The sequence below is a fragment of the Photorhabdus sp. RW14-46 genome (genome assembly GCF_963887965.1).
Taxonomy (GTDB): Bacteria; Pseudomonadota; Gammaproteobacteria; order Enterobacterales; family Enterobacteriaceae; genus Photorhabdus; species Photorhabdus laumondii.
Window position 1 is genome coordinate 57,645 of the sequence record NZ_CAWPHH010000012.1, and the last position, 19,711, is coordinate 77,355.

Annotated in this window: 2 protein-coding genes; both read right to left on the bottom strand. The window is 44.7% G+C overall.

The features are described 5' to 3' along the window. Nucleotides 1-2: 2 nt before the first annotated feature. Complete coding sequence (locus tag AACQ38_RS12120) at nucleotides 3-9,818, bottom strand: non-ribosomal peptide synthetase (RefSeq protein ID WP_242685580.1); 9,816 nt, start codon at nucleotides 9,816-9,818, stop codon at nucleotides 3-5. After that, nucleotides 9,815-19,672, bottom strand: a complete 9,858-nt coding sequence (locus AACQ38_RS12125) for a non-ribosomal peptide synthetase (RefSeq protein WP_165578230.1) — start codon at nucleotides 19,670-19,672, stop codon at nucleotides 9,815-9,817. The genes AACQ38_RS12120 and AACQ38_RS12125 overlap by 4 nt, the downstream gene beginning before the upstream one ends. Nucleotides 19,673-19,711: the final 39 nt, after the last annotated feature.

Here is a 19,711-nt window from a genome sequence, read left to right on the forward strand (position 1 = left end):
AATCACCACTCGGTTACCTCATATTCTGCCACTACAGCCCCAATTGACTTGTTACGTTGAATAACCATTTCTTTTTCAAGCCAATCACATAACTGTTCTAATCTTGATCGCTCAAACACGATCGCAATCGGTACGCCAACGGAAAATGCCTGTTCAATTCGAGAAATTAGCTTCATAGCTAATAAGGAATGACCACCTAAATCAAAAAAGCTGTCGGCCATGCTTACCCTGTCTTGTTGCAACAACCCCTGCCAAATTTTCGCAACACTTCGTTCCAGTTCAGTCACTGGCGCGATGTATTTGGCTTTTACAAAGTTATCTACTTCAGGTTGTGGAAGTCGGCTGCGATCCACTTTGCCATTGGTATTCAGCGGAAAAGCCGCCATCCGTACATACGCGGATGGCAACATGTAATCAGGTAAGCTAGCCGATAAATAGGTTTTAATTTCGGATAAATCCAACGGGTTAGCCGCGATAAAATAAGCGATAAGCTGCTTATCACCGGCTTCTGTATCAATAGCAATGACTACGGTTCCGGTTATTCCATCGAACTTACTCAATTGGGCTTCGATATCACCGAGTTCAATTCTGAATCCACGGATCTTGACCAGATGGTCGTTGCGGCCAAAGTAGTTGATTTCACCGTTTTGATGAAAGCTGGCTAAGTCCCCGGTTCGATACACTCGTTTCCCAAGAACCCAATCACAATCAAGATAACGCTCTGCGGTAAGCTGGGGCTGCTGATAATAGCCTCTTGATAAACAGTCCCCCGCTAAATACAGTTCGCCGATGGCACCCATCGGAACAGGCTGTAAATACTCATCCAAAATATAACCGGCCACGTTGGGCAATGATCGGCCAATTGTCGGCAAATCCGGCCATGAAGCAGGTTCTCCCTGTAATGTTTTAGACGTTACGACATGAGTTTCTGCCGGGCCATAGTGGTTCACTAACTTACAGTGACGATGTGTCGTGAAAAACTGTCTGATGGCCGCCGTGATTTTGAGCCTTTCCGCGCTCGACACAATCACCCTTAATTCGGGGAACTGTAGCCCATTGACACCGCTATATTCAGCCAGATTCTGCAATACAGCATAAGGTAAGTTCAGCACTTGAAGTTGCGCCTGCTGGATTTGCTTCGCTAACAGCCGAATATCCAACTGAGTCGATTTATCAATAAGCTGTACTGAACCCCCAGATAACAGCGGCATGAATATGTCTTCAAAACTGAGATCAAAACCAATTGATGAGAATTGTAACCAACGGTTCGGCCCCGTAAGCGCTGGCTCAAGCTGGCTAATACCTTGTAATAAATTGCTCAGCGCCCGCTGCGGCATTTCAATCGCCTTAGGCTTACCCGTTGAACCTGAGGTATAGAGCACGTAACCGAGGTTATCCAGAGAGGATTCGATAGCCAAATTACTGATTGGCTGTTTGTCCAAGATCTCTGCTGTGCAAGGGTCATCCAATAACACCATTTTCTGGCGTTTTACCGCAATCCTGTCATTCAAGGCGCAGGTCGTTACTAAGATTTCATCAGACAGATCACTCAGAATGATGTTTAAGCGTTCTGTCGGTAATGAGGTATCCAGTGGCACATAACCAGCACCGGTTTTTAAGATAGCGATAATAGTGATGACCATCTCAAAGGAGCGTTCAATGAACATCACGACGGGAGTATTCACTTTCGCTCCCTGGTTCACGAGATACTGCGCGAGTTGATTGGTTCGCTGATTTAACTCACGATACGTCATCGTCTCGCCAGCAAAATTCAACGCAATCTCATCAGGAGTCGCCTTAACCTGGGCTTCGAATCTATCAATCAGAGTTTGTGAGTTGTCATACGGAAATTCCGTTTGATTTAACGAATGCAGCAGGAACGCCCGCTCCTCAGCATCAAGGATGTCGAGTGACAGTGCGGCAACCTGTTCCTGACTTTGTAAAGCAGCAACAAGTTGCCTGCTAGCATTGATGAGATACGCCACCAAGCGTTCAGCATCAAATCGGCTGTCGATTTGGGCTGCAACAGCAAAATCATCACCAAAATCGTCAATGGATAGGGTAATCGGGTAATTGGTACGCTCTTTTACATCAACTAACTCAATGCCGGTTTTTTGCCAACGTTGGTTAAGCTCACTTGTCTCGCCACTCACTTCGGAATGACGGTAATTCAAGATACTGTCGAATAAACGGCTAGAACCGGCCAATTTGCTACACTGTTCAGCAATCGCCGTCGGGACTTGCTCGAATTGCAGCAAGCTAACCAGTTTCTGTTGCATTTCCTGCATTAACTGAGCAACACTCAACTGGCTCAAATCAATACGCAGTGGCAAGGTATTGATGAATAAACCAACGACTCGCTCAACATTATCAATACCCTGCAAGCGACCAGATAATACAGTGCCGAATATGACATCTTTAGTGCCGCTGGTTTTTGCCAGAACCAATGCCCATGCCATGTGAAAAATAAGCGCTGGGCTTATCCGCCATGCAGAAGAGGACCGACGAATCTGTGCGGATAAATCCGCAGGCAAGCCAATTTGGATTTCAGTGAATAAGTTATTGTCAACCATTCCACTGGTAATACCAAAGGGTGCCGTGATTTCATCAATCCCGGCCAATTGCTCGGTAAAAAACTGCTGCGCCGCTTTGGTATCGGTTTTGCTGATGGCGTTTAAGACAAAATCCCGATAACTCAACGCCTCCGGCAGTGACTTTTCATCACCTGCCAAGATAACCAGCAACTCTTCTTGAATAATCTCCAATGACACATGATCACTTATCAGGTGATGCTCCTGCACCATTGCATAGAACTGCTTTTGCTGACGGTCGATAAACCGGGTTACTCTGATCAACGGTGCCTGAGTAACATCCATCCATTGTTGTGATGGATCCATAAACTGTGCTAGCTGCTGCTGGATATCAACATCATCCCTCAAATCGATATCAACTACCGGTAATGGTACCTCTTTGTAGGCAATCTGCACTGGTTCATCAATACCTTGCCAAAAAATTCCGGTTCGCAGCGCATCATGCCTCTGTACTATTTTATCCAATGCGCCAATAAAACTTTCCATCTCGGTATTTGACGGAAATGAATACAGCATCGGCGTCACATAAAGATCAGATCGCCCACACATCATGTGATGGAATAAGATCCCTTCCTGTAATGGTGCCAAAGGATAAATGCCAGCAATATTTTGCTCACCTCCCGGCGACTGAGATACGATCAAGGCCCGCTCAGTTTCCGACAGGGAAACCCTACTTTCCAAGGCTTCATGGGCTGTTAGTTTCAGTGATTCCTGTTCGATTGCCTGTAGTTGTTTCGCCATATCCCGTAATTTCGGGTACTCAAACAAGGCCCGAATATCCAAGCGATAACCCTGTTTTTTAAGATGGGATAGCATCTTCATGCTCAACAATGAGTGTCCGCCCAACTCAAAGAAGTTGGCAACAGCACTGACTTGCGCCAATCCAAACAGTGTTTGCCAAATTTCAGCTAGCAATATCTCCTGTTCAGTGGCCGGCGCGATATATTCAATTTCCCCCTGAATAACAAAATCTGGTTTAGGGAGCGCTTTACGATCCACTTTACGGTTGGCGGTAAGCGGTATCTCCTCTAGCACCACAAAAGCGGCGGGGACCATATAGCTCGGTAATTGCTGACTTAATAGGTGTCGAATCTCAGCAACTTTCTGCTGACCATCAAGGGTGATATAGGCCGCCAGATACTTGTGAGCCGGTTCATCTTCCCGAGCAATGACAACCGCATCACGAATTGTAGGCAAGCTACGCAGCCTTGTTTCTATCTCCCCTAACTCAATGCGGAATCCACGGATCTTAACCTGATGGTCATCACGCCCGTAATATTGAATATCCCCGGCCAGTGAGTAACGCCCCAAATCACCGGTTCGGTAGAGCTTTGGATAGCGGCTTACAAAAGGATTATCAATAAATCGCTCACGGGTTAATTGCTCTTTGTTGATATAGCCCCGCGCAACGCCGTCACCCGCGACACAAATTTCCCCGACAGCACCAAAAGGCACAAGCTGCTGGTTTTTGTCCAACAAGAAGATGGCCGTATTTTGGATTGGGTGCCCGATACTGAGGGTGTCTCCCCGAAGATCGTAGGCAATACAAGTATTGACCGTGTATTCGGTTGGCCCATAGGCATTGACTAAACGGGGTAAATGTCCTGGTCGCTGGTACCATGCAACCACTTTATCTGGCTTAATCTGCTCGCCTCCGACACTGATTTGGCGAATATGCTCAGGTACTAAAACCGTCTCTTCACTGACCACTTCATGCCAGAACGTGGTTGGCAAATTTACCGCACTGATCTGGTATTCCCGGCACCTTTGCCAGAAAGTGGCGACATCCATCAACCAATCTTCGCCACGCAAGACCAAAGTACTGCCATTGCCAAGGGCACCAAATATCTCTTCGATAGACATATCAAAACTGAGGGCGGCAAATTGCAGTACCCGATCCTGTTTTGAATAAAGATAGGCATCTGCAAGCCCCACTACCAGATTCACCAATGCCTGATGTTCAATCATCACACCTTTCGGCATGCCTGTAGAACCCGAGGTATAGAGAACATAAGCCAAGTGGGTAGAACATAAACCCAATTCAGTGGCGGAAATATTATCGGTTGAGAGCTCGGCAAACGAGGTTGTCGTCACATCAATGCTAAATGGACTATTTTCAGGCAATAACTTCTGGTTATGGCTATTGGTTATCACCATCAAAGGCTGTGCATCATCAATAATATAAGCAAGCCTTTCTTGCGGATAGGCAGGATCGAGAGGCAAATAAGCACTACCCGATTTCAAAATGGCAAGTACCGACACAACCATGTCAATACTGCGTTCAATACATATCGCAATCATTGAATCCGGTTTGGCGCCCTGAGCAACTAAATAATGTGCCAACTGATTGGCTTTGGCATTAAGTTGCGTATAAGTCAACTGCTGGTCACCAAAGACCAATGCAATGGCATCCGGCGTTTGTTCAGCAAACGCTTCTATCCGCTCATGGATACATTGGCTACGGTCATATTCTACCGCTGTCTGGTTCAAGCTGTGCAGCAGGTAATCCCGCTCTTCCGGCGGCAATAGATCCAAATTGCCAAGCTTTTCGGACGGAGCAGCCACTATGCTCATCAACAAGGTGGTAAAACGTACCACCAGCCGCTTTATCGTCTCCTCTGCAAACAAATCCGTGTTGTACTCGAAATTAAAAGTCAGGCCGTCCTCTGTTTGGCTGGCATCCAGTGTCAATTCATACATCGCATTGCGGGTCTGTTCTGGCCTCGGCCACAAACTTACCCCTTCTAATTGCAGCTCCACACTGTCATTCGTATTCATAGAAAACATGATTTGGAACAACGGTGAATAACGGGTGCTACGTTCCGGTTGCAACCGCTCCACTAATAACTCAAACGGGACATTTTGATGCCGCTGGGCAGCAAGGTTTACCTCCCGGACCGATCTCAGATAATCGATAAACGATTGCTCCAGCTCACACTCGCTGCGCAATACCAGCGTATTGATAAAACAGCCTATCAACGGCGTTAATGATGTCTGCAAACGGTTAGCTATCGGGGTTCCCACCACAATATCTCGTTGCCCGCTGTGACGACTGAGCAGTACCGTAAATGCCGCATGCAACACCATAAAAAGAGTGCACCCTTGTGTCAGCGCCAGTTGCTGCAACCCTTTGCTAACCTCATTGTCCAGACTAAATTCATAACTGCGGCCATGACTGGTTTGGTTGGCTGGTCGCGCGTAATCCAGAGGCAACCCGTGTACCGGGGGTAAATCCGATAACTGTTGCTGCCAATAGGCTACCCCTGCTGCTAACTGAGATTCTGCTGCTGCGCTGTGTTGCCAAACTGCATAATCGGCATACTGAATCTCCAGCGCCGGTAACGGGTTAGTCCGACCTTGACGATAAGCCTGGTACAAACTCACAAATTCTTTAACCAGTACCCCCATTGACCAGCCATCAGAAGCGATATGATGCATGTTAAATAACAGCACACCTTGCTCCATCGAAGTGCTGATGTAGTGACAACGCACCATCACATCCTGTGCCAAATCAAATCGGTAGGTCATTTCATGCTGAATAGCCTGTTCAATCCACGCTTCTTGCCCGGCTTTGCCTATGTCACTGATATCAGACTGAGCTATCTCAAATGACCACTCCGGCTTGATAACCTGCCAGGTTCCATTTTCATCACTGTGGTAAACAGTACGCAGCACTTCATGTCGATCTATGATGGTTTGCAGGGCCAGATTCGCTGCCGCCAGTTCAAATTTACCGCTTACCGTATAGGCTGACACCATGTTGTAGGCGGTGCTATCACCGCCAAACTGCTCGATAAACCAGATCCGTTGTTGAGCATAAGATTGCGGTAATAAATTGGTCTTGCGTTCAATAATAGGAATTGTCTGATAACGCTTATCCCATGCCGCATAAGGCACTCTCTCTGCAAGTAAAGCTACTGTTGCAGCTTCAAAGATATCTCTTACCTGTAAACGGCATTCAAACTGCTCATTAATCTTTGTGATTACCTTAGTCGCAATTAATGAGTGGCCGCCAACCATAAAAAAGTTGTCATCCCGGCCTATTCGCTCAATATCTAGCATTTCGCACCAAATAGCTGCCAATGCTGCTTCTGTCTCACCGATAGGTGGCGTACTGGCTTTAACAGCAATATCGCTGTCTTGCGGTGTTGGAAGCGCTTTGCGATCAATCTTGTTATTTAGTGTAAGTGGCAATGTTTCGAGCTGAATAATTGCCCGAGGCAACATATAGGCTGGTAACTTCTGTTCAAGGTGTTGACGTAGCGCATCAATATCAATTTGCTGCTCGGCGACCACATAACCCGCTAGATACTGTTGTGTTTGCTGATCGTTTAGCGCAACCACCACAGAACGGGTTATTTGTGGAAACAGGTTAATAACCTGTTCAATTTCGCCAAGTTCAATTCGATGGCCCCGTAATTTCACTTGGTAATCATTTCTGCCCAAATAGACCAGTGAACCCTCGGTAGTATAACGGGCAAGATCGCCCGTTTTATAAACCTTAGCGGTTAAACCGTCAGAAAATGTCAGGTTAATCAATCGCTCAGTAGTCAGATCTTCTCGTTTAAAATAGCCTTCAGCAAGCCCATCACCGCCGATGTATAACTCTCCCACTGCCCCAAAAGGCACCGGTTTTAATTGTTCATCAAGTAAATAAATTGTGGTGTTGTTTAACGGTAACCCAATAGTAACAAGTTGCTGCTCAAGCAGTTGTACGTCCAGTTTCGCAATGGTTGACCAAACCGTGGTTTCCGTCGGTCCGTACATATTCCAGAGCGCGCTGCCTTTGCTCAATAATGCCGTTGCTGTCGCTAATGGCAACGCCTCGCCACCACTGATCATTTTTAACGACGAGCGCCCCTGCCAGCCGGATTCAAGCAACATATTCCAGGTCGTTGGCGTGGCTTGTAACAACGAAATACTATGTTGTTCGAGTAGTGCAACTAGCCTGGCGGGATCAGTCACGTCCTGCTGCGCTGCTACGACGCAGGTAGCGCCAGAGAGCCAAGGCAGATAGAGCTCTAACACTGCAATATCAAAGGAAATCGTCGTGATGGCTAAAATATTGTCCTGTGCCACACACTGCAAGTTATCTTGCATTGAGATCAAGAAGTTATTAACCGCCGAGTGGCTGACCATAACACCTTTGGGCTTGCCCGTAGAACCCGAAGTGTAAATCACGTAGGCCAGAGCAGATGCAGCTAAACCGATCGACTGTTTAGGAATATTTGTGGTGGGTGATTGGCTAAGGTCAATGTGATCCAGTAAGCAGGTTAATTCCGCAAAACCAACTGATCGTGATGCATATTCGCGGTTGCTTATAATACATTGTGGCTCTGCATCGTTCAGCATGTACTGCACTCTGTCGACAGGAAAGCTGGGATCAACCGGTACATACGCAGCTCCTGCTTTCATCACGGCCAATAGTGCGGTGATCATGTCGATGCTTCTTTGCAACAACACAGCAACTCGCCCACTCGTTGAAACTCCCTGAGCTCTTAATTGATGTGCTAACTGATTGGCTCTGGCATTAAGTTGCGCATAAGTCAGCTTTTGGTCACCAAAGACCAACGCAATAGCATCCGGCGTTTGTTCAGCAAACGCCTCTATCCACTCATGAATACATCGGCTACGGTCATACTCTACCGCTGTCTGGTTCAAATGGTGCAACAGGTAATCCTGCTCTTCCGGCGGCAACAGGGCCAAATCGCCAAGCTTTTCAGACGGAGAGGCCACTATGCCCATCAGCAAGGTTGTAAAACGCGCCGCCAGCCGCTTTATTGTCTCCTCTGCAAACAAATCCGTGTTGTACTCGAAACTAAAAATCAGACCTTCCTCTGTCTGCTGGGCCTCTAACGTCAATTCATACATCGCATTGCGGGTCTGTTCCGGCCGTGGCCGCAAACTTATCCCTTCCAGTTGCAACTCCACGCTGTCATTCGTATTCATAGAAAACATGATTTGGAATAACGGTGAATAACGGGTGCTGCGTTCCGGCTGCAACCGCTCCACCAACAACTCAAACGGGACATTTTGATGCCGCTGGGCAGCCAGATTTATCTCCCGAACCGAGCTCAAGTAATCAATAAACGATTGCTCCAGCCCACACTCGCTGCGCAACACCAGCGTATTCATGAAACAGCCTATCAACGGCGTTAATGATATCTGCAAACGGTTAGCTACCGGGGTTCCCACCACAATATCTCGTTGCCCGCTATGACGACTGAGTAACACCGTAAACGCCGCATGTAACACCATAAAAAGAGTACAGCCCTGCGTCAGTGCCAGTTGCTGCAACCTCTTACTAACCTCATTGTTCAGACTAAATTCATAACTGCGGCCATGACTGGTTTGGCTAGCTGGTCGCCCGTAATCCAGAGGCAAGCCGTGTACCGGGGGTAAATCCGACAACTGTTGCTGCCAATAGGCTAACCCTGCCGCTAGCTGAGCCTGCCTCTCTGGGCTACTCTGCCAGACCGCATAATCGGCATACTGAATCTCCAAAGCCGATAATGGGTTAGACTGCCCCTGACGATAAGCCTGATACAAGCTTACAAATTCCTTAACCAATACCCCTATCGACCAACCATCCGAGGCGATATGATGCATGTTAAATAACAGCACCCCCTGCTCCGCCGAGATGCTGATGTAACGGCAACGCACCATCATATCTTTTGACAAATCAAACTGGCAGGCCATTTCATCCTGAATGGCCTGCTCAATCCACGCTTCCTGCTGGGCTTGCTCTATATCACTGATATCTGATTGGACTATCTCGAACGACCACTCCGGTTTGATAACCTGCCGGGTTCCATTTTCATCGCTGAGGTAAACTGTACGCAGCACTTCGTGTCGATCGATAATGGTTTGCAGAGCCAGATTCGCTGCCGCCAGTTCAAATTTGCCGCTTACCGTATAAGCTGACACCATGTTGTAGGCAGTGCTGTCACCACCAAACTGGTCGATAAACCAAATACGCTGCTGAGAGGAACTTAAAGGTAATGGTTGGGTTCTAGGCGCTGGTTTAATCGCGATTTTATTGCCAGAAGCATCCACCTTACCTTCATCGAGAAACGTAATCAGTTCCGCTTTATGTGCCTGAATCTTGGCTTTCAGTTCCTCTGGGAAGTGAGTGCCCTTAAGTTTGAACCCTAACTTACCATCTTTACTAAACAGCAATACTCCCTGCTCGTAAGCATCTTGGACTAATTTCAGCATATCCATCATAACCACCCCTCTTCTCCTGCTGTGACTAACTCTCTTTTGATTTTTTCTTGTAATTGCTGGTTGCAGATTAATTCTGCAAGCTCACACAGGCTGGGTGTATGAAAAACCTGCATAACACTGAGTTCAATGACGAATACACTATTGATTTCAGAGATTAATTTGATTGCCAATAATGAATGACCGCCTATTGCGAAAAAGTTATCGTTACGCGATACCTGGCTAATGTTCAGTACTTCCTGCCAAATTTCAGCTAATAAGGTTTCTGTTTCACCAATCGGTTCAACAAAATCATCATTCTTACCATGTTCAATATTAAGTTCAGACAATACCTTGCGATCGATCTTACCATTGGAGGGCAGAGACCATTCTTCAGCCATAACAATGACTGACGGCATCATGTAGTCCGGCAAAGATTTAGCCAGTGTGGATTTGATGTCCTGAATAAATTGGGTTTGAGCCCGCTGCTTTTCCGCATCATTCATTTCAGACATCAATTTTAATTTTCCCAACACCGGTTTGACATAGGCAACTAATTGCTTATCACCCGTCGATGTTGCCTCAGCCAATACCAGAGACGAACTCACCCCTGTTTGTCGGTTGAGTTGATACTCAATTTCACCCAGTTCTATCCTGAAACCACGAATTTTCACCTGAACATCAATACGGCCAATAAACTCCAGATTGCCGTCTGGCAGATAACGCACTAAATCGCCGGTTCTGAATAACCGCTCACTACTGTTGGGGGTGTTGGGATCATGAAATGGGTTTGTAACAAAGCGTTCCTTTGTCAATTCTATGCGATTGAAATAACCGCGAGCTAGACTAGCACCGCCGACATAAAGCTCCCCAATTGAACCATAAGGTACCAGTTGATGCTCTTTGTCCAGAATATAAGCCTGGCTATTATTAATTATTCGACCAATAGTCGGTGTAGCATTTATGGAGGAATCCAACTTCGCCCAAGTAGAATAAGTCGTATCCTCTGGTAGTCCATATAAGTTATAGACCACTACATCTTTATTTTTTTCATATATTTCATTGACCAGATTTGCAGATAAAGCTTCACCCACCAAATTAATTACCCGGGTGCTACTCGGTATCGCATTTTGATCAACCAGATAGCTCATTGTTGAAGGTACTGTATTTATTAAAGTGACTTCATGGTCAATTCCTTCATATAAAGCGATTATGTTCTCAACAATACATACACGTGTACCCGAAACTAAAGGTAAAAATAGTTCAAATACTGATAAATCAAAGTTAAGGGAGGTCGACGCGAGAACACAGGCTATGTCTTCTTTTGTGTATTGTGATTGAGCCCAACTGAGCATGGCAACTGTATTACCATGCTCAATCATTACCCCTTTAGGTCTACCCTTCGATCCCGCGGTGTAAATCACATAAGCCAAATGGTTGGCAGTCAATCCCAGTGAATGTCTATTCGGATTGGCAATAGGATAGTGGCTGTATACCGTGCTGGTTTGACCGTCTATATTGCTGAGATTATCCAATATGACCCGTTGACCGCTGAAATCTGGCAGTACTTGCTGCAAACATGACTGGAGCAGAACCACATTAAGCTGTGTATCCTCCAAAATGCAGACCAGACGTTCTTCAAGACATTCTGGAGACAACGGCACATAAGCACCACCAGCCTTAAGAATCGCCAGCATACCTATAACCATCTCCAAAGAACGTTCCACACATAGCCCCACGGGTGTATCAGGCTGGATAGCATGGTGCTCCAGCAAGTAATACGCCAACTGATTGGCTTTTTCATTGAGCTGCTGGTAGGTCAACTGGCTGTCGCCAAATTCTAACGCAATGTTATTGGGGTTTTCCTCGGCCTGCTGTTCAAACAATTCGTGGATACACTTGTTCTTAGGATAATTTGCATGAGTATCATTGAGGGTATGCAGCAAGTATTCGGTTTCTGTGTCTGACAATATGGGCAGATTAGCAAGTGAGATAGAGGTAAAATCATCCGTCTCCGCCACATTCTCCGCCACATTAACCAGTCCACTCAGTAAACGCGACAAATGGTCATTTAGCTGTTCAATATGTCCATGGCTAAATAAACTGGTGTCATAAGTCCAGTGCATAAGCAACCCTTGATCACTGATACTCAGCTCAAGATCGAGATCAAACTGAGCCAGGATATGGTTTGGTGCTATTGCACTCAGTTCTACTTCTGGCAGGTTAAAAGCTGTTGTACTAATGTCATGATTCAGACCATAGTCCGTATTCATCGTCAACATGATTTGGAACAATGGCGTATACGCCGTGCTTCTGGTTACCAACAACCGCTCAACCAACTGCTCAAATGGCACATCCTGATTATCCTGAGCATCCAGATGCACTTGCTTGACGTGGGTAAGATAATCACTCAATGCACTATGTCTGGTATCTACCCGTAGTATCAAGGTATTGACAAAGAAGCCAATAAGCGTCTCCAGTTCTGCCTGCAAACGGTTCGCTACCGGTGTACCTATCACAATATCATGGCTACTACTATGACGAGACAGCACTAATGCCAATGCGGCGTGGAATAGCATGAACGGCGTCATTTGGTGCCGTCTAGCCAAACTAACAAGCGCACGCGTAGTCTCTTCCGGCAATATGCTTGTTACCACGGCCCCTTGATACTGCCTGACCTTAGGTCTTGGCTTGTCCAGCGGTACACCATGTACCGGCGGGAGTTCACTCAATTGCTGTTTCCAATAGCAGATTTGGGACTCTAAATATTCACCTTGCAATCTGTTACGCTGCCAAATTGCAAAATCAGCATATTGAATATCAAGTTCTTCTATTTCGAAATGGTTCCCGTTGCGTATAGCCTCATAACGGGCAACAAACTCACGGATAAGAATATCCTCAGACCAGCCGTCAGACGCAATATGATGAGCATTAAACAGTAATACTCCGTTATTGACTTGACACTGAATAAAAGTAGCGCGGATCATTAAATCGCTACTTAAGTCAAAGATCCGGTTGACATCTTCTATCATTAATTCAGCAACATGCCGATCCTGTTGCTCTTTGGACATATAGATTAAGTCGATATAATTGAGTGTCAGTTTCCTGCCTGATAAAACTTTCTGGAATGGGTTGCCCTCTTTCTTAATGTAAACCGTACGTAATATTTCATGGCGTTCGATGATTTGATTCAATGCCCGTTCGGCTGCACTAACGTCAAATTTGCCCTTAACAGCAAATGCAATGGGCATATTGTATTCCGCACTACTTTGATCAATTTGGCTAAGGATCCACAAACGTTCTTGAGCAAATGACAAAGGCAGTAACTCATCGGTCCTGGGCTGTTTCTGAATTGAATCAACAACAGTTTTAGTCGTCTGTTGTTTAAGCATTGCTGCAAGTTCGATCAATGTTGGATGATCGAAAATCGCTTTAACAGCAATATCATGCCCAAGTTCTGCGCGTATTTTAGAAATAACCCGGATAACCAACAAAGAGTGGCCTCCGAGATGGAAAAAGTTGTCGTTACGATCGATTTGGTCAACATTGAGCACTGATTGCCAGATTTCAGCTAACGATTGTTCAAGCGCGTTAGCCGGCCCAATCCACTTAGAATGATGATTAACGAAACAAGGCTTAGGCAATTCATGGCGATTAATTTTATCCGCAGCATTCAATGGCATCCTGGTTAAAATTTCATAGTAGCCGGGGATCATATAATCGGGTAAATGATAACTTAACCCCTGTTTGATATCGTTAATGGATTGCTGTATCTGAACGACATTGGCAGCTAATACCAAATAAGCTACCAGACAATTTTCCCCCACTCTGTCTTTATGGACGAGAACCGCCGCTTCCATAACCTGAGGTAATTTCACCAAAGCCGATTCGACTTCTCCCAGCTCAACACGGAAACCCCGAATTTTTACTTGATTATCAATACGCCCGACGAGTTCCAGATTCCCATCCGCCCGCCAGTAGCCTAAATCCCCAGTACGATAAAGTCTGGTTCCATGCCCTCCCATTGTGTGAAAAGGATTATCTTTAAAACTTTCTGCCGTTTTTTCAGGATTATTCCAATAACCTTTTCCTACACCGATACCAGATACGCACAATTCACCAACAACATTGGTAGGCAGAATCTGCATACGTTGATCCAAAACATACATGGTTAAATTCGGCAATGGCTTACCTACAGGAATATTTTTAACCTGCTCTGTTAACGGCTCATCAATAATAAAATAGGTAATATCATCAGATGCCTCACTGGGCCCGTAGCCATTCATCACCGGAATTTGAGGATAATTTTGCAACCAGCGGTTAACCAAAGGCACCGGGCAAGGTTCAGCTATAATCATTAACCATTTCAGATCTGGTAATGGTATTGATATTCCGCCTTTATTAAGAAAGTGTTCCAATAATATTTTCAATACCGAAGGTGCGGTTTGAATCAGATGAATCTGTTCGTTTTGCAATACACGCACATATTCTGGCAAATCCATAGCATTAGGCAGAATGACTGTTTTCCCACCACTCATCAAAGGTGCTAGAAATTGCCATACAGAGACATCGGAAGAAGAGGCTGCACTTTGTAAAAAGTTACGTGGTAATAGCTGATTATCACTATCCATAAAACCAAGAACATCAAATTCAGCATCAATATGATTCAACGCCCCGGCATGGTGCACCAAAGCACCTTTAGGTTTGCCAGTAGAGCCGGAAGTATAAATCATATAGGCAAGGTCATTAGGATAACACTCAACCTCTGGGTTAGTGTTTGGATAATCCCCTAATGAGGACCAGTCCGTATCCAACAGAAAATACTTCTGACCATTGAAGGTTAATCCATTTAAATGGTGTTGAGTTAAAACCACATTAACCCCAGAGTCAGCCAACATATATGACAAACGTTCAAGTGGATTGGTGGGGTCCAAAGGAACATAAGCAGCACCGGCTTTCATAATGCCAAGTATGGCAACGACAAATTCAATGGAACGTTCGGCATAGATGGCAACAATATGATTTCGTGCCACACCTTGTTCTATCAAGTAGTGAGCGAGCTGATTAGCGCGCTGATTAAGTTCAGCATAAGTGATGTAATTTGTATTACATACAGCAGCAATGGCCGCAGGTGTTTTTACTACCTGATGTTCAAAACGTTGATGAATCGTCACGGTTTTATCATAAGCAGCGACAGGGCTGTTAAATTCGTTAATAATCCGCTGCTGTTCGCTAATAGGCGTTATGGATAATGCCAGCAAGGGTGTTTGCGGAGCCTGGTTAAACGCATTAATAATAGCCACCAATGCTGTTCTCATATATGTCAGAACATTAGCCGCTCCGACTTGCGGCTCAACATGAACTTGCATCATGAAATCATTATCAAGCTGATCAACTCCCATCTCTAACGGATAGTTGGTATATTCTCTAGCCTCTATGATTTCAAAATGATGACTTTGGTTGGCAATCGCCAATTTATTTTTATGGCGTAAATTCAACAGGCTGGTAAATAAAGGTGTACCGCCTGGTAAGGAGCTATAACGTAATGCCTCGGAAAGCGGAAAATGTTCGTAGTCGGCCAATTCAATGAGTTCATCACTAATCTGGGTTAATGCTTCGCTTACCGACAGATTTGTCAGATTTATGCGTATAGGCAGCAAATTAATCAACATACCCAAAATACGATCACTTCCATGAATAGCCTGCATTCGCCCTGACATCATGGAACCAAAAACAACATCGTCTTTACCACTGCATTTAGCAACAACCAATGCCCAAGCCAAATGAAAAATATTCGCAGTACTAATACGTTGCTGAGTTGCCAGACCAATAATCTGTTGCGCTAAATGCGGGCCAACTAATTCTCCGGCAGAGTTTACTTCCAACCCGTCATGGTAAACATTCAACAACCCAAAAGGAGCCGTAGTTTCCACAACATCAGACAATTTAGCTTTAAAGTAATCAACACCTTTGTCAGATTGGTTAATCCTTAATGAATGAGCAACAAACTCACGGTATTGAACCGGTGTTGGCAATACCACATTTGGATCTTCAAGCAACGCTTGCATTTCTTCAATTTGCAATAAGACAGAAATATGATCACTTAGTAAGTGATGTTGCTTTAATAGTAGAAAACATTCACCACTCTCTGTCCCTTTAGCCACAATCGCCTGCATCATAGGAGCGCGATCCAGCTTCATATAATGGCGTTCAAAGGCCGCCTGTTGCACAGTTTCCAACGCCGAAAGACCTGGAATAACCGCTTGCCAATGAAGGGGAATAGAAGCTGTTCGATGGACCACTTGAACCGATGTGGTTAAATCCTGCCAATGAATAGAAGTACGGAAAACATCATGACGCGCTACGATCTTATCAAGCGCATGGAGAAAAGCTGTCAACTTTTGCTCATCAGAAAACTTTATCAGAATCGGAATAATATAAGGATCGTGCTCTCCATTCATTCGATGGTGAAAGAAAATACCTTCCTGCAAAGGTGATAATGGATAAATATCTTGTATGTTACCGGCACCACCCTCAACTTGCTGGCAAATAACTGCGATCTCTTTTTCACTCAAAGTCACCATATCCAACATATCAGGCGTGATGTGTTCAACATGCTCTGCAAGCTTGTTAACAGCGACCTCTCGGTAAGTTAACGTATCCTCATCCTTACGGACACAAGATAAATGTAATGCCAATTCTGCCAGCGTATTAGTTCGGTAAATCGCGCGCATAGGCAGCTCATAACCACGCTGAGCCAACTCTGCTCGCAATGACATAATTAATAAAGAGTGACCACCCAAAGCAAAAAAATTATCGTGGCGGCTAACTTTATTCAAGGCTAATAGCGACTGCCATAGTTGCGCTAATACCCGTTCGGCTTCGCCTTCAGGGGCAACAAATTCCTGCTGACTATAATCTTGTTTTTGTGGTAGTGGTAATTGCTTGAAATCTAACTTGCCGTTTTGTGTCAGTGGTAATTTCTCTAACTGCACAACGGCAACAGGCAACATGTAATCAGCCAGTTTGCTCTTCATCGCCAGACGAATAGCATTAATATTGATGGTTCCTTCAGCAACAATATAAGCAATTAATTGTAGTCGATCATCAGAGCCAAGTTGTCGGGGATAGACAACTGCTTCATGAATGCCGGGATAATCCATTAATTGATTGCTGATTTCTTCTGGCTCAACACGAAAACCGTTTATTTTTACTTGGTTATCATTACGCCCAATAAACTCTAAATTACCATTGGATAACTGACGTACAATATCTCCAGTGCGATAAAGTCGTCCCGGGCCAAAAGGATTAGCCACAAAATACTTCGCGCTATCTTGTTCACGATTAAGATAACCACGCGTTACACCTGTTCCACCAATATATAGCTCCCCTTGAAACCCTGCGGGAACACTTTTTAAATTCGTATCTAATATATAAAGTTGGGTACCATAATTGGCTTTACCGATGGGAATCATCGTCGTTACATCAGCCAAAGATGTCATGCAGTAAGCAGACGCGGTTACTGTTGTTTCGGTCGGACCATATGTGTTGATCAGTTCGATAGCCGGGCCACGTTCGAACCATTCACGAGCACTAACGGATTTAACCATTTCGCCACCTAAGATCACTAAACGTAGTGAAGACTCAATAGGTTGACGACTGTAATTCACCAGTTGATGCCAAAAAGCGGTAGGTAAACTAGTCACCGAAATTTCATGGTGTCGGCAAAATGCCCAAAATGCATCAAAATCGTAATGAATATCATCAGCTCGTAACACCAGAGTGCCGCCGTTACATAAGGAACCGAAACATTCTTCCACAGAAATATCGAAGCTGACCGAAGAAAATTGCAAAAACTTATCATGTTCGGTCAGTCTATAAACCTTTGAAATATGGGCAACAAAATGACTCAACTGCTTATGTTCAACCATCACCCCTTTAGGCTGCCCCGTGGTGCCGGAGGTATAAATCACATAAGCCAAATGTTCCAACTGTAAGCCAATATTGCTTGCGGATATGTTTGCCACGGAACGCAGAGCCAAATATTCATTAAGCTGAGCATCATCAAGCAATAGTGTTGTGATCTCGCATGCTGCGAATCGATGTGCAATGGAAGACACTGTGATGCAAACAACAGGTTCGGCATCGGTCAGCATAAACTGCAAACGACCATCGGGATAATCAGGGTCCATCGGTACATAAGCAGCTCCAGCTTTCAGCGTTGCCAACATCGCCACGACCATCTCACCCGAACGCGGCAAGCAAATCGCAACACGACTATCAGGCCGAACACCCTGCTCAATTAAATAGTTAGCTAACTGATTAGATTTATTGCTCAATGTGGAATAAGACATTTGTCGCTCGCCATCCACGATAGCAATAGCATCAGGATGCCGTTCAGCATATTGCTCAATTTGCTCATGCACTAATGTGATGGTCGGACAGGCAAATTTTTCTCCTGCCACAGCAGATTGACTTAGATTCCATAACGCCTGTTCAACGTCTTTACTCACCAGATCAAGTGAAGTTAATAACGCTTCAGGCTGTGCAACCATTTGTTCAACCAAAGTCATAATGCTTTGCAATAAATGTTCAGCCTGATGTGACGAGAAATAATCATGACGATAATCGAGTTGGAGCTGAGTGCTTTGCTTATCACCGTAATCACATAATATAACGGTGAGCGGAATATCTTCACGTCCATGGCTAAGGTAATGAGTCTCCGTATCCAAGCCACTAGCACTGAAATCAAAATCAATCTGTTGATAGTTAAAAACAATATCAAAAAGACGTTCACGACCTTGAGCACGTAAAGACAAATCTTTATATAAGGCACTCGAAGGATAAGAGCGATAACGATAGCCACTTTTTATAGTACGTGCTGTCATTGCCACTGATTCAGCCACCGACATCTGCTCATTTTGTACGCACATTACCGGTAGCATCGATATAAACGAACCAACCATATTGCGTTGAGCTGATGTAGTACGATTATGTAAAGGCGTCCCGATAAGAACCCCATCACTTTGGTTGATACGGTTGACTAAAGAAGCAATAGCTGTAATAAAAAGTGGCGATATGAGTAAATTGCATTGACTCGCCTTGGTTAAAAATGATTTATATCTATCAGGTTTGATAAAGTGTACAAGCCTGCTATTTTTCCTTGAGTCGGCAGTTCCAAGGCCTTCTTTCCGACATTGGAAAGGCACATCAGGCAAATGATGGAGCAACTCTTTCCAGTATTTAGCTGCCTTTGCGAATTGCTGACTATAATTCTCCGGTAACGGTTGCGCAGCAAGATCAAGAAACCGCACTCCCGTGTTTTCTTTAGGCGCATTTCCCAAACTCAATTGCTGGTAGGCGTCGAAAATACTTCGAAACCAGTTAGCATAACCGACACCATCAATGATGATGTGGTGAGAAATAAAGTATAACCAGAAACGATTTGTCGCCAATTGAATTAAGCCGACTCGATAAAGCACATCCTGTGCTAATCTAAATGGCTCAGAGAATATCCGTTGAACAATAGCCAAGGCTTTAGATTCCGCCTCTTCTTCACCCGAAAGATCTAAATGAGACAGTTCAAAGTGATGGTCTTGAACAATATGAGCAAACTCAACTGTACCTTTTAACGCATCCGAATCAATATGATGCGGCATTGAGTACTTATCTACTATTGAACATCGAAGCACAGCATGTTCTTGGATAGTGTGTTTTATGGCGCATTCGAGATTCTTTATATTAATAGATTGCTTAATCTCAACATAACCACCTATATTGAACGCTGCGGTATCCTCTCTATTTATATGATCAAGATAAATTTCCTTTTGCTGTTGATTTAGTGGAATAACAAGCGGTTCAACTTTATCTAGAAGCATACTACAATCCCTTTGAAAGATGTCATTTTTAGTTTTTAT

Coding starts and splice junctions, on each gene's coding strand:
- AACQ38_RS12120 (WP_242685580.1), bottom strand. CDS start 9,818: ATGATGGATATGCTGAAATTAGTCCAAGATGCTTACGAGCAGGGAGTA.
- AACQ38_RS12125 (WP_165578230.1), bottom strand. CDS start 19,672: ATGCTTCTAGATAAAGTTGAACCGCTTGTTATTCCACTAAATCAACAG.